This is a genomic window from Bradyrhizobium betae (genome assembly GCF_008932115.1).
GTDB lineage: Bacteria > Pseudomonadota > Alphaproteobacteria > Rhizobiales > Xanthobacteraceae > Bradyrhizobium > Bradyrhizobium betae.
In genome coordinates this window covers 6,732,695-6,754,342 of record NZ_CP044543.1, presented here as the reverse complement: position 1 = coordinate 6,754,342, position 21,648 = coordinate 6,732,695, and the positions used below count along the sequence as shown (strand labels likewise).

The window sequence follows — 21,648 nt, the reverse complement described above, 5'->3', positions numbered from 1 at the left end:
GTCAAATTGGGGGCTGATAATGACGACCGTTTCCGGAGACTCTCTCAACGGGACTACACCGACCGAGACCAATCTGCTCGCGAGATTCTCGCAGCGCCTGGTGGTCTTCTCCGAGCGCTGGTTTCCGGACGCCTATGTCTTCGTGCTGATCGCCGTGATCGCCATCGCGATCGGCACGATCGTCCATGGCGGCTCCCCGCTCGCGGTCAGCCGTGCGTTCGGTGACGGTTTCTGGAATCTCATTCCATTCACGATGCAGATGGCTCTGGTCGCGATCGGAGGTTACGTCGTGGCGATGTCGCCGCCGATCGCGGCCGCGCTGCGCCGCCTGGCCGCGGTGCCCTCCACCGGACGCGGCGCCGTGGTCTTCGTCGGGGTGCTGAGCATTCTCCTGTCGCTGGTCAATTGGGGGCTCAGCCTGATCTTCTCCGGCCTGCTGGTCCGCGAGATCGCGCGGCGCACGGACATCAAGCTCGACTACCGGGCCGCTGGAGCTGCCGGCTATCTCGGCCTCGGCTGCGGCTTCACGCTCGGCATCACCTCGTCGGCCGCGCAGCTTCAGGCCAACGCCGCCAGCATTCCGAGCTCGCTGCTGCCGATCACCGGCGTCATCGGGTTTTCCGAGACGATCCTGACCTGGCAAAATCTGGTCACGACGATCCTGGTGACGGTCGTGTCGGCCGTCATCTGCTATCTGACCGCGCCCAACGCGGCCGAGACCCGAACCGCGCAGGACCTCGGCGTCTCGCTTGAAGACGACACGATCAAGCCGAAGGCTCCCGCCCGGCCCGGCGACTTCCTCGAATTCAGCCCGATCCTGACCATCCTGATCGTCGTCCTCGCCCTTGGCTGGCTGTGGCAGACCTTCCAGTCCGGCAATCCGCTCATCACGCTGTCGGGCCTGAACACCTACAACTTCGTCTTCCTGATCCTCGGCATCCTCTTGCACTGGCGTCCCCGCAGCCTGCTCGAAGCGTTCTCCAAGGCGATGCCGAGCGTGTCGGGCGTGCTGCTGCAATTTCCGTTCTATGCGGGCATCGCCCAGATGCTCACCAAGGTGCCGAACGCCAAAGGCGTGACGCTGTCGGACACCATCGCGCACTGGTTCGTCGATGCCTCCGCCAGCTCGACCGTGTTTTCCTTCCTGGTCGGCATCTACTCCGCCGTGCTCGGATTCTTCATTCCGTCAGCAGGCGGCAAATGGATCATCGAAGCGCCTTACATCATGAAGGCGGCAAATTCGGTCGGGGCGCATCTGGGCTGGACCGTCATGGTCTACAACATCGCCGAAACGCTGCCGAACTTCATCAACCCGTTCTGGATGCTGCCGCTGCTCGGGATCCTCGGATTGAAGTCGAAGGATCTGATCGGCTACACGTCGATCCAGTTCCTGATCCATTTTCCGATCGTGATGATCGTGGCGGCGATCCTGATGTCGACGTTTACGTATCATCCGCCGGTTCTCCCCTGAGCCTGCAAATGGCCGAGCGGCGGCGGGATCTCACTCGATCCCGCTGCCGGCGGTCTTACGAATAACTTCCTGAAATTGGGGGATTGACGTACACATCCGCAAGCGCATGCACGTTTGCCGGGCCCCTTGATGACTTCGCCACCCGCTCGAAAAGGTCCCGCCGGGCCCAGGATCGTCATTCCGGCCTTTGCGAGCTTTGGCGTATCAGGCCATTCATTCAACGAGCTTCTGCATTTCAGGAACGAAAGCTCTGATATCGGCCTGACACCCCGAATCCTGGTGCTTTGCACGACTGACGAGCGGCTTGCAGCGGACATCGGGGCGGATCGTGTGCTGAAGCCGCTTCCGGCGTTCGAGGTCAGCGTCGAGAATTTCGTTCAGTCCACAGTGACATTTGCCGACACTGCCCGTCTCTTCGCGCCCTTCCGGTCCTGGCTCGATGCCGAAGGCCTCGATTCATCCGACATCATTTACTTTCCGCGAGGGCACCCGGTCCTCATCAGCGGCATCGGCAGGTGGCTCGCGGAGCAACCGGCCGGCAAGCGCCCGGCCGTGTTCTTCCGCATCATCGGCGACGAATTGACCGACCTGGACACGGGGCGCTTCAAGCCCCGGGCCGCGTTCTACCGACTGGCGTCCGCTGATCTCGACAATGCCTCAGCGCGTGAGCGCGTGTTCTTCCTGGTGAACTCGAAGGCCAAGGCGCGCTCCGTCTCCCGAGTGCTTCGCCGGCGCCCCTTCATGATGCAGCACCATTTCGGCAGGCCGCCGGACGTCACCACGGCGCCGGAAGCTGCGGACTCAACGGTCTATGTCCACGTCAACGGCAGATCGGGCCGATGCCTGACCGATCTCGGCGAGACCATCAGGCGCGTTCACGCGCGCGCCCCCGCTACCAGATTCCTGATCAAGCCGGCCGGTGATATCGCGCAAAGCATCGCCACGCTCGATCTTGGCAGCGATCCGCTGGTCGAGCTTCTTCCTCTGCAAATGAGCACGAGCGAATATTTTGGATACCTCGCGCGATCGACGCTGGTCGTGTTGGCCTACGAAGCGCAGCCGTATCGATTTCTGACCTCCGGCGTCTTCACGGAAGCCGCCAGCCTGGGCAAGCCTGTGATCGTGCCGGAAGGCACCTGGATGGCCGACAAGATCGCAGAGGGCTACGGCGTCGGCCTGTCGTTTGCAGAGCGTGCGACGCAGACGCTGGCTGACGTCATTCTGGAAGGTCTTGGGCATTCGCATCAGCTTGGCACCGCGGCACGAGAGCTCGCCCCGCGCCTGGCCGAGGAGACCGGTTTGCGGCGCTTCGTCGAAACCATGGTGTCACTCGCCAAAACCGCTCCCGACATGGAGCCGGGCTACGGAATTGGCGAGGAGATCGATTTCGGCGATGCGCTCGATTCACGCGGCTTCATGGGGAACGGCTGGTCGGACACCGAACCATGGGGCACGTGGAGCGTTGGCGGCCGCGCTGAACTATCGGTGAAGCTCGCTGCGAAGCCGGACCGACAACTTTTCCTCAACGCGTTCGCCTTTGCGCATTTGCCGAGGCAAGATCACGAAGGCGTCAGCGTACGCGTTTACTGTGGCGACGAACCGATCGCGGAGTGGACGTTCACGCCGGCAGAAGTACGAGGCGGTGAACCGCGCTGGGTCTCGGCACTGCTTCCCGCGCCCGAACAGCTCGGAGATGTCCTGCACTTCGTCTTCGAAATTGACGGCGCATCCTCGCCTTATGCCGAGGGACTGAGCCATGACAGGCGCGATCTCGGATTGGGGCTGTGCAGGCTTTCGATGACCGAGCAAGCCTCCGTTTCGACCGAGCCAGCGGTCGAGCGGGAGCCGCCGCCCGCCCCCCGAAAAGCCCGCCTGCTCGCCCGTCTCGTCGATCGGATCAAGAGCTGACCCAAGGTGCGCTACGTCACAGAGCCCTCCTGGGGCGTGACACCTCTCACATCGCCCGCCCCTCGCCGATGGCACGATCTCCGCAGGCTCAACCAAAGGGGCGTGCCATGAACGGCTTTCGCAAGTGCCTTTTCGCCACCATCGTCGCCATCGCATTACCGGCCGCGCAGGCGAGCGCCAGCACGTTCGACGGCGCATGGAATGTCCGGATCTCGTCGTCGAGCGAGACCTGCGGCAACGGCGCGACTGTCTCGATCGGCATCAACAACGGTCAGATCGCCTCGAGCAGCGCCATGGTGACAGCGTCGGGCCGGGTGGCCGATGCCGGCAGCATCAATGTCACCCTGAGCACCGGCATCAAGCGCGCGGTCGGGTTCGGCCGGCTGAGCGGCACGTCCGGCTCCGGCACCTGGCGCGGCACCATGTGCACGGGCACATGGACGGCGGAGCGGCAGTAGATCTCGGCCCCGGATCAGCAATGCACCGCTTACGCGCTGCATTGCATCCGGGGCACGAGAGCTAGCCCAGCGGCGCGCCATACTCCGCATCCGTAACCGGCTCCAGCCAGGTCGAGAACACGCCGTCGAGCGCTTCCTGCATGGCGATGTGGCACATGCTGTTGTCAGGCGTCGCGCCGTGCCAGTGCAGTTCCCCCGGTGGAATCCAGACGGTATCGCCGGGCCGGATTTCCTTCACCGGACCGCCCTTGGTCTGGACGCGACCCACGCCTGAAATGACGTAGAGCGTCTGCCCGAGCGGATGATGGTGCCAATTGGTGCGTGCGCCCGGTTCGAAAGTGACTCGCGAGCAGTTCAGCCGCGCCGGCGCGGGCGCCATGATCACGGGGTCCTGCAACACGGTGCCGGTGAAGTGGTCCTTGGGCGCGCGGCGGGTCGGCCGCGTGCCTGCGACAGTGATCTCCATGGGGTCGTCCTCGCTTCTGTTCTGGTTACTTCTTGCTGGCGGCGTAGCGCGCCTTGGTCTCGGCGTTCATGGGATAGAGGCCCGGCAGCGCCGCGCCGTTGTTCACCTCGTTGACGATCCAGGCTTCCATCCGTTCCTGCTCGACGCCCTCGTTGAGCACGTGGTCGAGCATCGCCTGCGGGATCAGCACGCAGCCGTCCTGGTCGGCGACCACGACGTCGTTCGGGAACACCGCGACGCCGCCGCAGCCGATCGGCTCGCCCCAGCCGACAAAGGTGAGGCCCGCGACGGAGGGCGGCGCGGCATAGCCGTCGCACCACACCGGAAGGTTGGTCCCAAGCACGCCCTCGACGTCACGCACCACGCCATCGGTGACGAGCGCGGTCACGCCGCGCTTCATCATGCGGGCACAGAGGATGTCGCCGAAGATGCCGGCGTCGGTGATGCCCATGGCGTCGACCACGGCGATGCATCCCTCGGGCATCGCCTCGATCGCGGTGCGGGTCGAGATCGGCGACGACCAGGATTCCGGGGTCGCCAGATCCTCGCGGGCCGGCACGAAGCGCAGCGTGAAGGCCGGTCCCACCAGGCGCGGCAGGCCCGGGCGCAGCGGACGCGCACCGCGCATCCAGACGTTGCGCAGGCCCTTCTTCAGCAGGACCGTGGTGATGGTGGCAGTGGTGATGCCGGCGAGGGTCTTGCGGGCTTCGGGGGACAGCGACATGGACGAAAACGAGCTCCGGATGGGCGGGAAAGAACGCCGCGCATCTTGCGAGCCGGGCGCTTGCCGTCAAGGGCCAAGACGGTACTGGAAACGCAGGGGTGCAGCGCAGTTATGCGACGCGATAACAAGGCTTTATCGCGGACCCCTGCATTAATTTATTGGACTTGCGGGCGCATTTACGCGAAGCAGGACAGCGCGGAACTCAAGGATGAGCCCGCGTTTCTCCAGCAGCCCGATTTCGACAACTCATGGCCGCGACGCTTCCCCCGCCCCGCCTTCTGCCCAGTGGCGACAGTGCCGTCACGGTCGAGTTCAGCCGCACCATCGACGACGCCGCCAACGAGCGCGTGCTCGCGCTCGACAAGGCGCTGGCGGCAAGCCCCATCGACGGTATCACCGAGACCGTGCCGACCTATCGCTCGCTGCTGGTGCACTACGACCCCGGCAAGATCGGCTTCGACGCGCTCTGCGAAAAGATCCTCCCGATCGCCAGCCAGCCGTTGCCGCCGGCCACCAAGGCGCGGCGCTGGCGCATTCCCGTCGCCTATGGCGGCGAGCACGGCATCGATCTGGAGGATGTCGCCAAGGCGCTGAACACCACGCCCGAGGACATCATCTCCCGCCACGCCGGGGGCGACTATCGGGTTGCCATGATCGGCTTCACGCCGGGCTGGTCCTATCTCAGCGGCCTCGACAAATCCCTGCAGATGTCGCGGCGGCAGTCGCCGCGGTTGCTGACGCCTGCCGGCACGATCTCGATCGGCGGCATCCAGGCCGGGATCCAGTGCCTGGCCGCGCCGAGCGGCTGGCACCTGCTCGGCCGCACGCCGGTGCGGACCTATCAGCTCCACCGGAATCCGACCTTCCTGACCGAACCCGGTGATCGCGTGACGTTTTTCGCCATCGACCACAAGACCTTTGAGGAACTCGACCGCGCCGCCGAAGCCGGCGAGATCGTCGCCGAGCAGGTGATGGCATGAGCCGGCTCGTCGTCGCCTCCATTGGGCCGGCAAGCTCCGTCCAGGACGGCGGCCGCCACGGCGCGCAGCGCTACGGCCTCACGGTCAGCGGCGCGATGGACCGGCTGTCGCTGGCGGCCGCGAACACGCTTCTCGGCAACGAGCCGTTCGCAGCCGCTGTCGAGATCGGCCCGTTCGGCGCCACCTTCACCGCCCGTGACGGCGCTGTGCGCGTTGCGATCGCGGGCGCGCCGCGCAATGCCGACGTCGCCGGGAAACCGGTGGCAATGGATACATCGGTGACGTTGAAGGACGGCGAGACGCTGACGCTGGGCTTTGCCCGTGGCGGTGCGTTCACTTATCTTGCGATCGAAGGCGCCATCAAGGGCGAGCTCGTGTTCGGCAGTCTTGCGGTGAATGCCCGGGCCGGTCTCGGCAGCCCCTACCCGCGCCCGCTCCAGGCTGGCGACGAATTCACCGTCGATGCCGCGAGCGGCGCGCCGGAGTTGCGTATCGAATTGCCGAAGCCGGTGAGCGGCCCGATCCGTGTCCTGCTGGGACCGCAGGACGACGAGTTCGACGACGCCAACAAGGCGCTGTTCCTGGACAGCGAGTGGAAGATCTCGGCGACCTCCGACCGTATGGGCTACCGGCTCGAGGGCCCCGCGATCAAGCATCTGCACGGCCACAACATCGTCTCCGACGGCACCGTGATCGGCAGCATCCAGGTGCCCGGCGACGGCTCGCCGATCGCATTGATGATGGATCGCGGCACCACCGGCGGCTACCCGAAGATCGCGACCGTGATCACGGCCGACGTTGGCCGGCTTGCGCAGACCTCGGTGGGAACGGCGTTCCGCTTCCGAGAGGTCACGATGGCCGAGGCCCAGGACGAGGCGCGCAAGTTTACGCGGCTCATCAAAGACCTGCCCGATCGCCTGCGCTCGTCCGACACCGTCGAACTCAATATCGAGGCGCTCAGCGATGCGAACGTTGCGGGCGATGCTGTGAGCGCCGTGGATGCCGGGACCTGGCAGGTCGCGGTGGAGCCGTAAACGACAAGACGACCCAAGGCGGAGAGCACCCCATGAAGACGATCGATCTCAACTGCGACCTCGGCGAAGGTTTTGGCGCGTGGGAGATGGGCAACGACTCCGCCATGATCGACCTTGCAAGCTCGGTCAACGTGGCCTGCGGCTTCCATGCCGGCGATCCCGACATCATGCGCCGGACGGTTGAGCTCGCGAAGGCGCGCGGCGTCTCGGTCGGCGCCCATCCCGGCTACCGCGACCTGCACGGCTTCGGCCGGCATCCGATCATGGGCATGAAGGCCTCCGAGATCGAGAACCTCGTCGCCTACCAGATCGGCGCGCTGCAGGCGATCGCGACCGCGGCCGGGCACAAGGTGACGCATGTGAAGGCGCATGGCGCGCTGTCCAACGTCGCCTGCGAAGACGACATGACCGCCAAGGCGATCGCCGCCGGCATCAGGGCGGTCGACCCCAATCTCATTTTCGTCGTGCTCGCCAATTCGAAGCTGGTGAAGGCCGGCGAAGACGCCAACCTGCCGATGGTGCACGAGGTGTTCGCCGACCGCGCCTATGAGGACGACGGCAACCTGGTCTCGCGCAAGAAGCCCGGCGCGGTGCTGCACGATGCCAAGGCGATTGCCGACCGCGTGGTGCGCATGGTGCAGGACGGCGCGGTGGTGTCGGTGACGGGCAAGGTCATCAAGATGCGGACGGATACCGTCTGCATCCACGGCGACACGCAAGGCGCCGTCGAGATCGCGCGCACCCTGCGTCAGGCGTTGAAGGATGCGGGGATCGAAGTGGCGCCGTTCAAGCGCGGGTGAGGTTTGCCGTCATTCCGGGATGATGCGAAGCATCAGACCCGGAATCTCGAGGTTCCGGGTTCGGCTTCGCCGCCCCGGAACGACAACTCAGAACGGATGCACCGACAGCGTGCCGAACACGATGGCCGCGATCACCGCAAACGCGCTGTAGAGCGCGGCATGATGAACGCTCGCCGCGGTCCGGCGCGAGAGCGAGCGCGCGTAGAAGTGCAGCCTGGCTTCCGCCGATAGTTCGCGCATGGTCGATCTCCAACGCCCCATTCGCGGGAATATGAAGGATCAACCCGGGGTGCGGGCAAGACGGTCGCGGAAATAGCGATGAGGGTTCTCTGAAGGAGCCAGATCGCAGGAGCAAATTCTCCCCGCCTCTGAATTCCGAGAATCTTATTCGTTAAAATCCGAGCCGACTGGAACCGACTCGGGCCTTGTTTGGGTCATCCAACTCAAAAAGCCGAAAACAACCCCATGCACAGTAGGCGGCCACCGCCGGCGCATTGCTCCGCTCCGGCGATTCAAGGCGATCTCACAGGGCCTTAGTAGACGTCGGCCTGGAAGCGGCCGGTCTTCTTGAGCTCGGCGACGAAACTGACGGCCTCGTCGGTCGAGCGCGCGCCGAATTGGGCGACGATATCGACCAGCGCACGCTCGACGTCCTTGGCCATGCGCTTGGCGTCGCCGCAGATATAGAGATGTGCGCCCGCGGCGAGCCACGTCCACAGCTCACGGCCGACCTCGCGCATGCGGTCCTGCACGTAGAACTTCTTGTCGCCGTCGCGCGACCAGGCCAGCGACAGCCGCGTCAATTGGCCCGAAATCTTCATCGCGTTGAGCTCTTCCTGGTAGAAGAAATCGCAATCGCTGCGCTGATGGCCGAAGAACAGCCAGTTCTTGCCGGGCGCACCGGTCGCCTTGCGGTCGAGCAGGAAGGCGCGGAACGGCGCGATGCCGGTACCCGGGCCGATCATGATGACGGGCGTCTTCGGATCCTCGGGCAGGCCGAAGCCGTGCGCCTTCTGCACATAGACCTTGAGCTTCTCGCCCTCAGAGATGCGTTCGCCGAGGAAGGTCGAGGCGACGCCGATGCGCTTGCGCTTGCCTATCACATAGCGCACGGAATCGACCGTCAGCGACAGCTTGCCCGGCGTTGCATTGTGCGAGGAGGAGATGGAATAGAGTCGCGGCTGGAGCGGCTCCAGCGCCTCGACGAAGGCCTCGGGATGCGGCCGCGTGCCGGAAAACTTCTGCAGCGCCGCCATGACGTCGAGGGTCGCGGCATCGCCATCGGGATCCTCGCCCTGCGCCAGCGCCCGCGCCTTCTCGCGCTGCGCACCGCCGGTGATGAAGGAGATCAGCTCGAACAGGGAGTCCGGTGCCGGCGACAGCGAGACGTCGTCGGTCAGCACCTCGCGCAGCGTCTTGCCGTTGACCTTGGTGGTATGGGAGGCACCGAGCAGCGCGATGATCTGATCGACGAGGCCGACATCGTTGCGCGCGAACACGCCAAAGCTGTCACCGACGACGTAGTCCAGCTTGCTCTCGGAGAGATCGAACTCGACGTGATAGGTTTCCTTCTCCGAGGCGCCTTTGTTCAGCAGGCGCCGTGACAGGAAGGTCGCCGCAACCGGATTGTCACGGGAGCGGCCGGGCTCGGCGATCGTCACGGTCACGGCGGGTGCCGCCACCGCATCCGCCTTGTCGGGCGCTTTGGCCGCCGGCGCCTTGTCCAGCTCCTCGTACAGCGACTTCAGCATCCGCGCGGTTTCCTTGCCGCCGGGAACGCAGAGATTGAGCCGCGCTTCGCTGCGGCTGGCGATCGCATCCGAATAGTCGTTGCAATTGTAGCCGCACTGGCCGCAATCCTGCTGCGCCATCGCCGCCATCATCTTGCGACGCACGGGCCGGCCTTCGGCGAGCTTCATCCGATCGGCGATCGGCATGGTCTGGTCGTGCCACGGCGCTTCGCCGTCGTCGCCGTCACCGGCTTGCATGACCGCGGCGCCCTGCTCCGCTGACAGCGGCGTCGCCACGTCAGGCGACAGCAGCCCGGCAAAGAAGCCGTTCAGCCACGACCGCTGCGCGTCGGAGAACGGCGCGCTGGCGGGAATGATGTCGAGTTTCGGCGGAGGCGTGATCTGGTTCATGCGGACACCTGTGCATCGGCAAGCTTGCGCAGCGTCTCGCCGTCATGGCGGCGCGCAAAGGCGAGGAAGCTTTCGTCGGGCGAAGCGCGGTGGGCGATGTAGGCCTTGAGCAGACCCTCGACCGTCTTCGGGGCGTCCTCGGCCTTGAGGTCGTGATAGACCTCCTGCCCGACGTCGGCGGCCGGACCGAACCCGCCGCCGGTGAACAGGTGATAGCCCTCGACCGTGTCCTCGTCGTTCACAGGCACGCGCGCGCCGATCAGGCCGATGTCGCTGATGTAGTGCTGCGCGCAGGAATGGTGGCAGCCGGTGACGTGGATATTGACCGGCTTGTCCATGGCGACGCGCGGCTCGCACCAGTCGCCGATCTCGGCCGCATTGCGCTTGGTATTGGAGGCCGCGAAACGGCAGCCGGCATTGCCGGTGCAGGCGATCAGGCCGGCGCGGATATGCGAGGCATGGACCGCGAGTCCGATCTGCTTGATCGCGGCAATGGCGAGCTCGACATTCTCGTCGCGCACGCCCGATATCAGCAGGTTCTGCCACACGGTCAGGCGGATCTCGCCGTCGCCGAGGTCGCGCGCGACCTTGGCGAGGCCCCGCATCTGGTCGCAGGTCATCTTGCCGAGTGTCAGCGACACGCCGATCCAGTTCAGGCCGTCCTGCTTCTGCTTGTGCACGCCGATATGCGCCATGCGGTTCGACGCGGGCCGTGGGGCAAACGCCTCTTCCGGCACGCGCGTTAACGGCGTCTTCAGCCGCTCTTCGACCAGCTTGAGGAAGCCGTCATGGCCCATCGCGTCGAGCACATATTTCAGCCGCGCCTTGTTGCGGTTGGTGCGATCGCCATGATCGATGAACACGCGCACGATGGCATCAGCGACGGCGGTCGCCTGCTCCGGCTTGACGATGATGCCGGAGTATTTTGCAAAGTCCTTGTGGCCGGTGATACCGCCGAGTCCGAGGCGGAACCAGATTCCGGGCTCGACGCCGAACCCGTCCTTCACCTCATACGCGGTGAAGGCGATGTCGTTGGTTTCTTCCAGCACCGCGATCTTGCCGGCGCCGTCGAAGGCGACGTTGAACTTGCGCGGCAGACCGTAGAGCGAGCGCTCGTTGAGGATGTGGTAGTGCCACTCGCGCGCATAGGGGCGCGTGTCGATCAGCTCCTGCGGGTCGATGCCGGCCGTCGGCGTTCCCGTGACGTTGCGGATGTTGTCGGCGCCGGAGCCGCGCGAGCACAGGCCGAGGTCCTGGATGCCCTCGATCAGCAGAACAGCGTTCTTCGGCGGGATCTCGCGCAGCTGGAGATTGGATCGCGTCGTGGCGTGGCTGTAGGGACCGCAGAGCTCATCGGCGAGATCGGCGAGGCCCGACAGCTGCCAGTGCTTCATGATGCCGTTGGGAATACGCAGCCGGCACATGTAGGAATCCTGCGTCGGCGCGACGTAGAAGATGCCGTAATAGCGCCAGCGGAAATTGTCCGCAGGGCTCGGCGGCGCGTTGTCGGCCGCCTGCTGGCGCAGCCGCGGATAGGCATCGAAGGGATGCTCGTCGCGCTTGAATTTCTCCTGGTCGGCAAGCTTCTTGCCCGACGCGATGACCTTGTCCTGCGCCTTGATGTGCACGGCATCGGGACCCACAGGCTCGGCATTCGCCTTGCCGCCGCCGCCAAAACCGCGACCGACCTTGCTGATCTGCAGACCGGTCGTGAAACCTTCGAGATAGCGTTTCTGCTCGTCGGTAAAGTCGACTGAGAGCGTATCGATTTTCATGGTCGGTAACGAAGCTCCTGCGGCCACCTGGGTGGATCGACGGAATGAAGAACGATCCGCGAGGAACTCAGCTGGCCCCAAAGCCTGCTTCGCCACCCAACGGTCCAATCAGCTTCGTTGCTGTGGGACTTGGCTCAGCAGGCACCTGCGACAAGCTGGCCGCACTGCAACATACAAGTTGCGTGCCAGCTGCGATGATCTGAAAGTCGATGTATTTTCAGTGGATTACGGAGGCTTCCGCAAACTTCCGGGCGGAAACTCTCACGAAATTCGGGCAGCCAGCTCAAAATTTAGCCGCTGGACCCGCGCGCCCAAAAATAATGCAGGCCGAATCAGGGCCTCCAGCGCCCGACCTCGAAGGCCTCCAGATGCCCCCGAATGTTGTCGGGATCAAAGGTGGGGCCGGCGAACGCGCCGAACGCCGCCGGAGCTTCGCTGGGCGGCTGCTGGCCGAGGGCGGCGTCGTAGAGATCCGGCCTGAACACGGCCATGGCGGTCCTGACGCCATCGGGGGTCAGCGCGGTCTGCCCCCACCGCACCATCTGGGCATAGAGCCAGGCGGCCTGGACCGGATCGGGGCGCCCTGCCCCTTCGCGCCCGACCAGCAGGTAGCGGGCGCTTTCGCGGAAGGTGCCGTCGGGCGAGATCTTCAGGCGTCCGGTGAGCGTGCGCTTGATGACCTCGGCATCGACGCCGATCCGCTCGGGCTGCGCCAGAAGCTGCGCCGCTTCGGTCAGGTTCGCGGGATCCTCGATGAACGCGGCGCCCTTCACCGCCGCGCGCACCAGGCTCGCGACCACATCCGGATTCTTGTCGGCCCAGACCTGGCGAACTGCCAGCACCTTCTCGGCGGCGCGCACCAGGATGTCGGACACGAAATGCAGGATGTGGCCGATGCCGAGGTCGACCGCGACCGAATTCCAGGGCGCGCCGACGCAGAACGCATCGACATGGCCGCTCTTGAGGCTGTCCACCATATAGGGCGGCGGCAGCACCACGAGCCGCACATCCTCGTCTGGATCGACGCCGGCGGCCGCCATCCAGAACCGCAATTGGTAATTGTGGGTCGAGAACGGGAAGGTCATGCCGAAGGTCAACGGCTCGGCACCGGCCTTGCGGCGTTTGGCGACCACCTTCGCCAGCGCTTTCGCCGTGACGAGCGGATCGAAACGGTCGCCCTCGATCTCCTCCATCAGCGCCGCATGAAGCGCCGGCGAGACCGTGATCGCATTGCCGTTGATACCGAGATTGAAGGGCGCGGCGATCGGAACCTTGACGTGGCCGAGCCCGAGCGAGGACGCGATCGCCACAGGCGCCAGCAGATGCGCGGCGTCGAACAGGCCGATATTGAGCTTGTCGCGGACGTTGGACCAGGACACCTCGCGCACCAGCGTGACGTCGAGCCCCTCGGCGGCGGCGAAGCCCTTGTCGACGGCGACGATCAGGGCCGCGGCATCGACCAGCGGGATGAACCCGATGCGGAGGGGAGCGGTCATTTCAGCATCTCCGACGCGGTGATGATCGACTGGGCGATCTCACCGATTTTCTTCTTCTCGCGCATCGCGGTGGAGCGCAGCAGCACGTAGGCCTCGTCCTCGTTGAGGCCTTTCACCTTCATCAGGATGCCCTTGGCCTTCTCGATGACCTTGCGGTCCTCGAGCTGCGACTTGGTGCGCTCCAGCTCCTCCTGGAGTTTTGCAAAGGCATTGAAGCGGGACACGCAGAGATCGAGGATCGGCTTGATGCGCTCCTTCTTCAATCCATCGACGATGTAGGCGGACACCCCCGCCTCCACCGAGGCCTGGATCGAGGCGGAATCGCTCTGGTCGACGAACATCGCGATCGGCCGCCGCACGGCGCGGCTGACCTGGAACATCGCTTCCAGCACGTCGCGGCTGGGGTTTTCCAGATCGATCAGGATGATATCAGGGTCGACCGCATAAATACGGGCCAGCAGGCTCTGCATTTCGCTGATATGGACGAGCTGGGTGAACCCGGCCTCCCGCAGTCCCTCCTGGAGGATTGCGGCCCGGATCGGGCTCTCGTCGACAATCACGATTTTAGGCGACTGTTCGGCGCTCATTGCTCACTCACCACCGGCGAGTCATCCATAGCATGCCGGAGGGCGATGCAAAGGGTTGTAATTATGGGCAATTGGGACTAGCTCAGGCCTGTCAATCAGGCAGATTTGGATATGGATCAGACGGCTGCGCCCAAGGTCAGCTTCGTGTCGCTCGGGTGTCCCAAGGCATTGGTAGATTCCGAGCGCATCATCACGCGCCTGCGCGCCGAGGGCTATGAGCTTGCCCGCAAGCATGACGGGGCCGACATCGTCATCGTCAACACCTGCGGCTTCCTCGACAGCGCCAAGCAGGAGTCACTCTCGGCGATCGGCGAGGCCATGGCCGAGAACGGCAAGGTGATCGTAACAGGCTGCATGGGCGCCGAACCGGAAGCGATCGAGCAGGCCTATCCCGGCGTGCTCTCGATCTCCGGCCCGCAGCAATATGAGAGCGTGCTCGACGCCGTCCACCGCGCGCTACCGCCCGCCCACAATCCGCATCTCGACCTGGTGCCGCCGCAGGGCATCAAGCTGACGCCGCGGCACTACGCTTACTTGAAGATCTCCGAGGGCTGCAACAACCGCTGCACCTTCTGCATCATCCCCAAGCTGCGCGGCGATCTGGTCTCGCGCCCGGCCAATGACGTCCTGCGCGAGGCCGAACGCCTGGTCGGCGCCGGTGTGAAAGAGCTGCTGGTGATCTCGCAGGACTCCTCGGCCTACGGCGTCGATCTCAAATACGCCGAGAGCCCCTGGAAGGATCGCCAGGTCCGCGCCAGATTCCTCGACCTTGCGCGCGAGCTCGGCGAGCTCGGCGCCTGGGTCCGGCTGCAATATGTCTACCCTTACCCGCATGTCGACGAGGTCATCGCACTGATGAACGAGGGCAAGGTGTTGCCCTATCTCGACATCCCGTTCCAGCACGCGAGCCCCGAGGTGCTGAAGGCGATGAAGCGCCCGGCCGCACAGGACAAGACTCTGGCGCGCATCAAGCGCTGGCGCGAGGAATGCCCTGATCTTGCTCTGCGCTCGACCTTCATCGTCGGCTTCCCCGGCGAGACCGATGCCGATTTCCAATATCTGCTCGACTGGCTGGATGAAGCCGAGATCGATCGCCTCGGCTGCTTCAAATACGAGCCGGTTGCCGGCGCCACGGCGAACGCAATCGAGAATCCGGTGCCGGAGGAGATCAAGCAGGAGCGCTACAACGCGCTGATGGCCCGCCAGCAGAAGATCTCGGCGCGCAGGCTGAAGCGCAAGGTCGGCACGCGCCAGCAGATCATCATCGACGAGGTCGGACCGACCGTGGCCAAGGGCCGCTCCAAGGCCGATGCGCCGGAGATCGACGGCGCGGTGTATCTGACCAGCCGCCGGCCGTTGCGCGTCGGCGAGATCGTCACCGCGAAAATCGAGCGTGCGGATCAGTACGATCTGCACGGCAGCGTCGCGGGATTCTGACTTCCTCCGTCATTGCGAGCGCAGCGAAGCAATCCAGACTGCCGCTGCGGAAAGATTCTGGATTACTTCGCTCACGACAATCGGGCCGCATAGCGATTTCCGTTCCATCACCGTCATCCTGAGGTGCTTGCTCTGCGGCGCGATCGCGCCGTAGAGCAAGCCTCGAAGGACGACGGCCCGGCTGCATCCAGGCCACTCATCCTTCGAGGCTCCGCTCGCGATGCGTTTGCATCGCAAGCCTCGCACCTCAGGATGACGGGTCCTCTATTGCCTTTGCCGCTCGCGCAATGACGCCGTGGAGGCAATCACGCCAGCCATTTCGGCACCCAGCGCTCCGGCCTTGGCGCACGGGCAAGATCGGCTTTCGCCTCGGACAGCAGCGCCGGCTCGCCGCCGATGGTCGGCCGCACATCGTATTCGAAATTCGGCATGACACGGCCGTCGGCGTAGAGGCCGAATTTCATCGCATACCAAAGTCCGAGCTCTGGCTGGGCTTTCAGCATGTCCTCGCGCAGATCGCGCAGCAACGATTCGACCGAGGCAGCCTCCTCGAACGGCTGCGGGCCACGCGACAGCACGCGAGCCTCGTACTGCTTGCCTGATATCGCGACTTGGAAATGCGTCTTGTCCCAGGCATTTTTGCCCTTCGGCAGATGCGCAGCCAGGCGCCAGCCGAGCTCGGCCATCAGGCGGTGATTGGCCCAATAGTCCTCGCGGTCCCGGCTCCACTTTTCCATGAAGCCGCGAAAATCCGGAATCTCCGCTGCGCCGTCATCGCACGCCGCCTTGTCGCCGGCCGGCTGTCCGGCGAGCCATCGCGCCAGCTCGACCGTCTGGCACTCGACCTCGTCATGCGGCTTGAGATCGCTCCACGCCTTGCCGAATTGCTGTGACGTGAGTTTTGCCAGCAAGGCATCAAGGCTTGGCGCCAGCAGCTCATGGTCGCCTTCGGAGCCCAGCCCCACGATCGGCGGATTGTCGCGATCCAGACCCGCGCCATACCAGCCGCCGACGGCCGAGCCGTCGGGCAGCCGCATGAACAGCGAGAACCTGTCGCGCAACGGACTGCCGTCGAAGATCGGCGCCTGATCGGAGAACTGGCCTTGCAGGGAGAAGCAGCCGACGCTGCCCCACGGTCGCCCCTTCAGCCAATCGGCAAAGTCGACCAGAAGGGATGGTGCCTCGATGCCCGGCGGAAACGCGCCGCGAATGCTGTCGAGGTCGATCGGGTAAGGCGTCTCGGACAAGGTTCAAAACTATCTGTTGGTCCCGCCCCTCTTGGTCTGTCCCGGACGAGATCCGGTTCGAGCCAATTTTCGCGCGTCGATCACAAACGCGCTAGAGGCATGAAAGTTTCCGTCGAAAAGCGCGTTGAGATTCGCTCCCGATGGGTACGCTGAAGTTATCACAATTCTCTCGCGCATCATCGTCGCGTGCGACGGCATGGGCAGGCAATGTGACACTATATTGCATTCACGCAGGGGTCACGGACTCGTCCTAACTCTCGCTCGCTTTTCAACGCGAGCGAGGAACGAGGATGAGCCACCTCTCGGATATGCTGCGCACGCAGCGCTTCGACGATTACCGCTTCTACCACCAGAGCACCGTGAACCAGACGCTGCACCTGTTCAGTGCCGTGATCTTCCTCGGCTGCTATGCGCTGCTGTTCAAGGACCCGGCGCTTGCCGGCATCGTCGGCTGGCTCGCGATGCTGACGCGGCAGACCGGGCACTTCTTCTTCGAGCCGAACGGCTACGACGCGGTCAACGACGTCAGCAACGACTACAAGGAAGCGGTCAAGGTCGGCTACAACCAGACCCGCAAGATCGTTTTGCTGCTGGTCTGGGGCAGCGCGCCGATCGCACTGTACGCCTATCCCACACTGTTCGGACTGTTCGATCTTCCCACCGACCGCTTCGATTTCGTCCGCCATGTCGGCGCGCTCTGGCTCGCGATCGGCATCGGCGGCGCCCTTGCGCGCATGCTCCAGCTGTTCGTCACGCGCGACGTCACCACCGGGCTGGTGTGGGCGTTCAAGGTGCTGACCGATCCCTTCCACAACATCGCGCTGTACTGGAAATCGCCGCTCAAGCTGCTGCGCGGCGAGCTCATCGACAGCGCGATTGCCGATGCGGACTGGGGCGACGAAGATGCCGAGGGAGCCGCGCATCTGACCTGACCGATGCACGCCGGGCGGGTGTTTCGCAAAACGCCCGCTTGACAAGCCCTGCCATTGGCATGTATTGCCGCGCCCCATGATCAACGCTCGGACCCATCAGCGCACCGAAATGCTCCGTCGTCGCTTCCGCGACGATGAGAGGGTGCGCCATGTCCGACGACGCCGCTGAAGCACTGAATTCAGCGAAGTTTTCGAGAAAGGCCGCACCCGCAAGGTGCGGCCTTTCTGCTTTTCGCACCCCCGCTTCCACCCGCCCCCAGAGGAGTTCGACATGACCACCGCCACGCATCCGTATGACGCGCTGATGGACATCACCGCACGGCCCAAGGCTGTGTTCGTCCGCGGCGCCGGCTCCTACCTCTGGGACGACAGCCGCAAGCGTTATCTCGATTTCGTGCAGGGCTGGGCCGTGAACTGCCTCGGCCATTCGCCGCCGGCGATCGCCGATGCGCTCACCGCACAGGCCAAGCGGCTGCTGAATCCGAGCCCCGCCTTCTACAACGCGCCGAGCCTCAACCTCGCCAAGGCGCTGGTCGACAACAGTGCCTTCGACCAGGTGTTCTTCACCAATTCCGGCGCGGAAGCCAACGAGGGCGCGATCAAGCTCGCGCGCAAATATGGTAGCCTGCACAAAGGCGGCGCGTTCGAGATCATCAGCTTCGAGGGCGGCTTCCACGGCCGCACGCTGGCGACGATGTCGGCCTCGGGCAAGAAGGCGTTCGAGCCGCTGTTCGAGCCGAAGGTCGCCGGATTCAAGAAGGCGAAGCTGAACGACATCGCCTCGGTCGAAAGCCTGATCAACGCCAACACCGTCGCGGTGATGCTCGAGCCGATCCAGGGTGAATCGGGCGTGTGGCCGGCGACCGATCAGTTCCTGCAGCAGCTGCGCGCGCTGACCGAGGCGCACGGCCTGCTGCTGATCTTCGACGAGATCCAGACCGGCATGGGCCGGACCGGCAAGCTGTTCCACTACGAGCACACCGGCATCGCGCCCGACATCATGACGCTCGGCAAGGGCATCGGCGGCGGTGTCCCGCTAGCCGCCCTGCTCGCAACCGAACGCGCCTCCTGCTTCGAGCACGGCGACCAGGGCGGCACGTTCAACGGCAACCCGATCATGTGCGCCGCGGGGCTCGCGGTGATGGAAAAGGTCAGCCAGCCCGACTTCCTGAAGGCGGTCACCGAGACGGGCCTGCTGCTCGAAAGCGAGTTGCAGAAGGTCTCGGCCCGGCACGGCCTCGGCGGCGTGCGCGGCCGCGGCCTGCTGCTCGCGCTCGACCTCAAGCTGCCGATCGCGCCCGGGATCGTCGCACAGGCGTTCGAGGCCGGTGTGCTCCTCAACGCGCCGCAGATCGACACGCTGCGCTTCATGCCGGCGCTGAACGTCACGCGGGCGGAGATCACCGAGATGGTCGATTGCCTGGACGGGATATTGACGAAAGCGGGAGCGGCCCGGCGCGTGGCTTGATGCCGGTCTCGTGCCCCGGACGCAGCGCAGCGCCCCTTCGGCGGTGCGCTGCAGAGCCGGGGCCCATCCCTCCGCACCGGGTGCCGCTTCTGGGTTCCGGCTCTGCGCCGCAACGCTTGCGCGTTGCAGCTTGTCCGGGACACGCGAGCTACGGCTTCAGGATCGACGCGCCAGTGGTCTTGCGGCTTTCGAGATCGATATGCGCCTTGGCGGCGTCCTTCAGCGCGTAGGCGTGGTTGATCGGCACGTGCAGCTTGCCGTTGATGACGGCGGAAAACAGCGTGTCGGCGCCTTCCAGCAGTTCCTTGCGCGTGCCGACATAGTCGTTGAGCTTCGGCCGCGTCGCGAACAGCGAGCCGTGATTGTTGAGCTCGGCGATCGAGAACGGCGGCACCGGCCCCGAGGCATTGCCGAACGAGACGAACATGCCGCGCGGCTTGAGGCACGACAACGAGCCCGGGAAGGTCGCCTTGCCGACGCCGTCATAGACGACGTCGCAGCCCTCGTTGCGGCTGATCTGTTTGACGCGCGCGACGAAATCTTCTTCATTGTACAGGATGACGTGGTCGCAGCCATTGGCCTCCGCAAGCTCGGCCTTCTCGCGCGATCCGACCGTGCCGATGACATGCGCCCCGAGCGCCCTCGCCCATTGGCAGGCCAAGAGCCCGATGCCGCCGGCGGCGGCGTGGATCAGCACGCGGTGATGCGGCTCGACCTTGAAGGTCTTGTGCAGCAGATACCAGACGGTCAGCCCCTTCAGCATCAGCACGGCGCCCTGCTCGTAGGTGATGTGATCGGGCAGCTTGACCAGCTTCTCCCAGGGAATGTTGCGCTCGCCGGTATAGGCACCGAGATTGTGGTAGTAGGCGACGCGGTCGCCGGGATGGAAATTGGTCACGCCCGGTCCGACGGCGATGACCTCGCCCGAAGCCTCGTTGCCGGCGATGAAGGGCAGCCCCGGCGCCTTGTAGAGACCGGTGCGATAATAGACGTCGATGAAGTTCAGGCCGACCGCATGCTGGCGGATGCGCACTTCGCCGGGTCCAGGCGCCGGCACGTCGACGCTCTCATAGACCAGGGCTTCGGGGCCCCCAACCTTGTGTACACGGACGGCTTTGGTCATTACCTGACCTCCTCTCGGTCTTGTCACGGACGAGCGAAAGACATCGCGCTCGCCTTGTCAACTCGACGCCTGCAGGAACGGATCGGACGCGACTATCTGCCGGCTTGCCTGCGGTTGCGCTTTGCCAGCACGTTGAAGAACTCGACCGCCGCCGAGAACGCAATCGCGAAATAGACGTAGCCGCGCGGGATGTGGAATTGGAATCCGTCCGCAACCAGGGCGACGCCGATCAGCACCAGGAATGCCAGCGCGAGCATCTTGGTGGTGGGATGCTCCGCGACGAATCGCGACACCGGCCCCGACGAAATGTACATGATCAGGCAGGCGATCACGACGGCCGCGATCATGATCTCGATGTCCTGCGCCATGCCGATCGCAGTGATGATCGAGTCCAGCGAGAACACGATGTCGATGACGATGATCTGGACGATCACCCAGAAGAAGGCGCGGCCGCCGGATTCACGCTCGCCCTCCCCGTCATCGGCCTCGACCTCGGCGTGGATCTCGTGCGTCGCCTTCGCGATCAGGAACAGGCCGCCGCCGATCAGGATGAGGTCGCGCCAGGAGAAGTCGTAACCGGCAAACGAGACCACCGGTGCGGTCAGGCCGATCAGCCAGACCAGCACGCTGAGCAGGATGATGCGGAACACCAGCGCCAGCGCGAGCCCGATCTGACGAGCCTGGTGCGCCTGCTTCCCGGGGATGCGCGAGACGATCACCGACAGGAAGATGACGTTGTCGATGCCGAGCACGATCTCGAGCGCGGTCAAGGTGAGCAGCGCGGCCCAGGCTTCCGGGCTGGTGAGCAGATGCATCATGCCAAGGATCTTGCCAGGCGGATCATGGCGTCGCTGAAGCTGATCCACAGTGCGATGGCGCAGAGCGCGACGGTCACGCCGGTGCCGACGCGAAAATCCATCTCCAGCGTGTAGAGGCCGAGCACCGCCCAGACCGCGATCAGCGACATCGTCAGCCAGCGCAGCCGCACGACGCGGACCGGATGCAGCACATGGAATGGCACGAAGGTCAGCACCACCAGCGCCGCCACCAGCAGCGTCGACCACAGCGGCGGCCAGTGCAGCAGGAACAGGTAGAACGCCGCCGCATTCCACAATGCCGGAAAGCCGCGAAAATGGTTGTCGTCCGCCTTCATGCGCAGATCGGCGAAATATAGTGCGCTGGTGACGATGATGGCGATGCCGAGCAGCGGCGCCGCCACCGGCAGCAGCAGGCCGCTCGCCACGATCGCATAGGCAGGTACGAACACATAGGTGACGAAATCGACCACGAGATCGAGCACGTCGCCCGACCAGTTCGGCTGTACGTCCTTGACCTTCAGCAGCCGCGCGATCGGACCGTCGACGGCGTCGATGATCAGGGCTACGCCCAGCCACTGAAACATGCTCGCCCAATGCTCGCGCACGGCCTCCAGCATCGCCAGCAGCGCGATGGCCGCACCGAAGGCGGTGAAGATGTGCACCGAAAAGGCCGCAGCGCGGATCGCCGGTCTCGGTTTCAGGGAATCCTGCTGAATATCCATGGCTTCTGCTATCAGAATGGGGCCGGTTTGCACATAAGCCATTGCGGCGCTCCGTCGCACA

General features: G+C 64.7%; 20 protein-coding genes. 9 read left to right on the top strand and 11 right to left on the bottom strand.

Going from position 1 to position 21,648, the window contains the following annotated elements:
- The first annotated feature begins 19 nt into the window (after positions 1-19).
- From F8237_RS32520 to F8237_RS32510, 3 genes are all read left to right on the top strand, one after another.
- The gene (locus tag F8237_RS32520) at positions 20-1,471 is read left to right on the top strand and encodes a short-chain fatty acid transporter (protein ID WP_151650161.1); all 1,452 of its coding nucleotides are present in this window, start codon (positions 20-22) and stop codon (positions 1,469-1,471) included.
- A 129-nt stretch (positions 1,472-1,600) separates the two neighbouring features.
- The gene (locus F8237_RS32515) at positions 1,601-3,379 is read left to right on the top strand and encodes a glycosyltransferase family protein (RefSeq protein ID WP_151650160.1); all 1,779 of its coding nucleotides are present in this window, start codon (positions 1,601-1,603) and stop codon (positions 3,377-3,379) included.
- A gap of 107 nt (positions 3,380-3,486) precedes the next feature.
- The gene (locus F8237_RS32510) at positions 3,487-3,837 is read left to right on the top strand and encodes a hypothetical protein (protein WP_151650159.1); all 351 of its coding nucleotides are present in this window, start codon (positions 3,487-3,489) and stop codon (positions 3,835-3,837) included.
- 61 nt (positions 3,838-3,898) lie between these two features.
- On the opposite strand, the gene F8237_RS32505 is transcribed toward F8237_RS32510, so the two are convergent.
- Together F8237_RS32505 and F8237_RS32500 are read right to left on the bottom strand one after the other, a co-directional pair.
- Positions 3,899-4,303 carry a (R)-mandelonitrile lyase gene (locus F8237_RS32505; protein WP_151650158.1) on the bottom strand — a complete coding sequence of 135 codons (405 nt, stop codon included), beginning with the start codon at positions 4,301-4,303 and terminating at the stop codon, positions 3,899-3,901.
- Between the two features lie 25 nt (positions 4,304-4,328).
- Positions 4,329-5,027 (bottom strand): ribonuclease activity regulator RraA, encoded by a 699-nt coding sequence (locus F8237_RS32500; protein WP_151650157.1) that lies wholly within the window; start codon positions 5,025-5,027, stop codon positions 4,329-4,331.
- A gap of 248 nt (positions 5,028-5,275) precedes the next feature.
- Here F8237_RS32500 and pxpB point away from each other — a divergent pair, with 248 nt between their 5' ends.
- From pxpB to F8237_RS32485, 3 genes are read left to right on the top strand one after another with little or no spacing between them, the layout of a single operon-like run.
- Positions 5,276-6,007, top strand: coding sequence for a 5-oxoprolinase subunit PxpB (gene pxpB, locus F8237_RS32495; RefSeq protein ID WP_151650156.1), 732 nt, complete (start codon positions 5,276-5,278; stop codon positions 6,005-6,007).
- Positions 6,004-7,041, top strand: coding sequence for a 5-oxoprolinase subunit C family protein (locus F8237_RS32490; protein ID WP_151650155.1), 1,038 nt, complete (start codon positions 6,004-6,006; stop codon positions 7,039-7,041). The genes pxpB and F8237_RS32490 overlap by 4 nt, the downstream gene beginning before the upstream one ends.
- Before the next feature lie 32 nt (positions 7,042-7,073).
- On the top strand, positions 7,074-7,841 hold the full coding sequence (locus F8237_RS32485; protein ID WP_151650154.1) for a LamB/YcsF family protein: 768 nt from the start codon (positions 7,074-7,076) through the stop codon (positions 7,839-7,841).
- A gap of 87 nt (positions 7,842-7,928) precedes the next feature.
- Here the strand turns inward: F8237_RS32485 and F8237_RS36535 are convergent, their stop codons facing one another.
- The 5 genes from F8237_RS36535 to F8237_RS32460 form a co-directional block, all read right to left on the bottom strand.
- Positions 7,929-8,081 carry a hypothetical protein gene (locus F8237_RS36535; RefSeq protein WP_167527503.1) on the bottom strand — a complete coding sequence of 51 codons (153 nt, stop codon included), beginning with the start codon at positions 8,079-8,081 and terminating at the stop codon, positions 7,929-7,931.
- A gap of 293 nt (positions 8,082-8,374) precedes the next feature.
- Complete coding sequence (locus F8237_RS32475; protein WP_151650152.1) at positions 8,375-9,982, bottom strand: sulfite reductase subunit alpha; 1,608 nt, start codon at positions 9,980-9,982, stop codon at positions 8,375-8,377.
- The gene (locus F8237_RS32470) at positions 9,979-11,757 is read right to left on the bottom strand and encodes a NirA family protein (RefSeq protein WP_151650151.1); all 1,779 of its coding nucleotides are present in this window, start codon (positions 11,755-11,757) and stop codon (positions 9,979-9,981) included. The genes F8237_RS32475 and F8237_RS32470 overlap by 4 nt, the downstream gene beginning before the upstream one ends.
- 332 nt (positions 11,758-12,089) lie before the next feature.
- Positions 12,090-13,253 (bottom strand): CmpA/NrtA family ABC transporter substrate-binding protein, encoded by a 1,164-nt coding sequence (locus F8237_RS32465; RefSeq protein WP_151650150.1) that lies wholly within the window; start codon positions 13,251-13,253, stop codon positions 12,090-12,092.
- Positions 13,250-13,840 carry an ANTAR domain-containing response regulator gene (locus F8237_RS32460; protein WP_015686026.1) on the bottom strand — a complete coding sequence of 197 codons (591 nt, stop codon included), beginning with the start codon at positions 13,838-13,840 and terminating at the stop codon, positions 13,250-13,252. The genes F8237_RS32465 and F8237_RS32460 overlap by 4 nt, the downstream gene beginning before the upstream one ends.
- A gap of 111 nt (positions 13,841-13,951) precedes the next feature.
- Here F8237_RS32460 and rimO point away from each other — a divergent pair, with 111 nt between their 5' ends.
- On the top strand, positions 13,952-15,277 hold the full coding sequence (gene rimO / locus F8237_RS32455; RefSeq protein ID WP_151650149.1) for a 30S ribosomal protein S12 methylthiotransferase RimO: 1,326 nt from the start codon (positions 13,952-13,954) through the stop codon (positions 15,275-15,277).
- A 305-nt stretch (positions 15,278-15,582) separates the two neighbouring features.
- Here the strand turns inward: rimO and F8237_RS32450 are convergent, their stop codons facing one another.
- Positions 15,583-16,524 (bottom strand): hypothetical protein, encoded by a 942-nt coding sequence (locus F8237_RS32450; RefSeq protein WP_151650148.1) that lies wholly within the window; start codon positions 16,522-16,524, stop codon positions 15,583-15,585.
- 290 nt (positions 16,525-16,814) lie between these two features.
- On the opposite strand from F8237_RS32450, the gene F8237_RS32445 reads away from it, so the two are divergent.
- Complete coding sequence (locus tag F8237_RS32445; protein WP_151650147.1) at positions 16,815-17,456, top strand: hypothetical protein; 642 nt, start codon at positions 16,815-16,817, stop codon at positions 17,454-17,456.
- A 271-nt stretch (positions 17,457-17,727) separates the two neighbouring features.
- Complete coding sequence (locus F8237_RS32440; RefSeq protein WP_151650146.1) at positions 17,728-18,924, top strand: acetylornithine transaminase; 1,197 nt, start codon at positions 17,728-17,730, stop codon at positions 18,922-18,924.
- A 148-nt stretch (positions 18,925-19,072) separates the two neighbouring features.
- On the opposite strand, the gene F8237_RS32435 is transcribed toward F8237_RS32440, so the two are convergent.
- The 3 genes from F8237_RS32435 to pcsA all read right to left on the bottom strand — a co-directional run bounded on the left by F8237_RS32435 (position 19,073) and on the right by pcsA (position 21,629).
- Positions 19,073-20,047, bottom strand: coding sequence for a quinone oxidoreductase family protein (locus tag F8237_RS32435; RefSeq protein WP_151650145.1), 975 nt, complete (start codon positions 20,045-20,047; stop codon positions 19,073-19,075).
- Between the two features lie 92 nt (positions 20,048-20,139).
- Positions 20,140-20,865, bottom strand: a complete 726-nt coding sequence (locus tag F8237_RS32430; protein WP_151650144.1) for a TerC family protein — start codon at positions 20,863-20,865, stop codon at positions 20,140-20,142.
- The gene (pcsA, locus tag F8237_RS32425) at positions 20,862-21,629 is read right to left on the bottom strand and encodes a phosphatidylcholine synthase (protein ID WP_162006310.1); all 768 of its coding nucleotides are present in this window, start codon (positions 21,627-21,629) and stop codon (positions 20,862-20,864) included. Before pcsA ends, F8237_RS32430 begins: the two co-directional genes overlap by 4 nt.
- Positions 21,630-21,648 lie beyond the last annotated feature (19 nt).

Coding starts and splice junctions, on each gene's coding strand:
- F8237_RS32510 (WP_151650159.1), top strand. CDS start 3,487: ATGAACGGCTTTCGCAAGTGCCTTTTCGCCACCATCGTCGCCATCGCA.
- F8237_RS32485 (WP_151650154.1), top strand. CDS start 7,074: ATGAAGACGATCGATCTCAACTGCGACCTCGGCGAAGGTTTTGGCGCG.
- F8237_RS32505 (WP_151650158.1), bottom strand. CDS start 4,303: ATGGAGATCACTGTCGCAGGCACGCGGCCGACCCGCCGCGCGCCCAAG.
- F8237_RS32465 (WP_151650150.1), bottom strand. CDS start 13,253: ATGACCGCTCCCCTCCGCATCGGGTTCATCCCGCTGGTCGATGCCGCG.
- F8237_RS32430 (WP_151650144.1), bottom strand. CDS start 20,865: ATGATGCATCTGCTCACCAGCCCGGAAGCCTGGGCCGCGCTGCTCACC.
- pcsA (WP_162006310.1), bottom strand. CDS start 21,629: ATGGCTTATGTGCAAACCGGCCCCATTCTGATAGCAGAAGCCATGGAT.
- F8237_RS32520 (WP_151650161.1), top strand. CDS start 20: ATGACGACCGTTTCCGGAGACTCTCTCAACGGGACTACACCGACCGAG.
- rimO (WP_151650149.1), top strand. CDS start 13,952: ATGGATCAGACGGCTGCGCCCAAGGTCAGCTTCGTGTCGCTCGGGTGT.
- F8237_RS32475 (WP_151650152.1), bottom strand. CDS start 9,982: ATGAACCAGATCACGCCTCCGCCGAAACTCGACATCATTCCCGCCAGC.
- F8237_RS32460 (WP_015686026.1), bottom strand. CDS start 13,840: ATGAGCGCCGAACAGTCGCCTAAAATCGTGATTGTCGACGAGAGCCCG.
- F8237_RS32435 (WP_151650145.1), bottom strand. CDS start 20,047: ATGACCAAAGCCGTCCGTGTACACAAGGTTGGGGGCCCCGAAGCCCTG.
- F8237_RS36535 (WP_167527503.1), bottom strand. CDS start 8,081: ATGCGCGAACTATCGGCGGAAGCCAGGCTGCACTTCTACGCGCGCTCG.
- F8237_RS32440 (WP_151650146.1), top strand. CDS start 17,728: ATGACCACCGCCACGCATCCGTATGACGCGCTGATGGACATCACCGCA.
- F8237_RS32470 (WP_151650151.1), bottom strand. CDS start 11,757: ATGAAAATCGATACGCTCTCAGTCGACTTTACCGACGAGCAGAAACGC.
- F8237_RS32490 (WP_151650155.1), top strand. CDS start 6,004: ATGAGCCGGCTCGTCGTCGCCTCCATTGGGCCGGCAAGCTCCGTCCAG.
- F8237_RS32500 (WP_151650157.1), bottom strand. CDS start 5,027: ATGTCGCTGTCCCCCGAAGCCCGCAAGACCCTCGCCGGCATCACCACT.
- F8237_RS32515 (WP_151650160.1), top strand. CDS start 1,601: ATGACTTCGCCACCCGCTCGAAAAGGTCCCGCCGGGCCCAGGATCGTC.
- F8237_RS32445 (WP_151650147.1), top strand. CDS start 16,815: ATGAGCCACCTCTCGGATATGCTGCGCACGCAGCGCTTCGACGATTAC.
- pxpB (WP_151650156.1), top strand. CDS start 5,276: ATGGCCGCGACGCTTCCCCCGCCCCGCCTTCTGCCCAGTGGCGACAGT.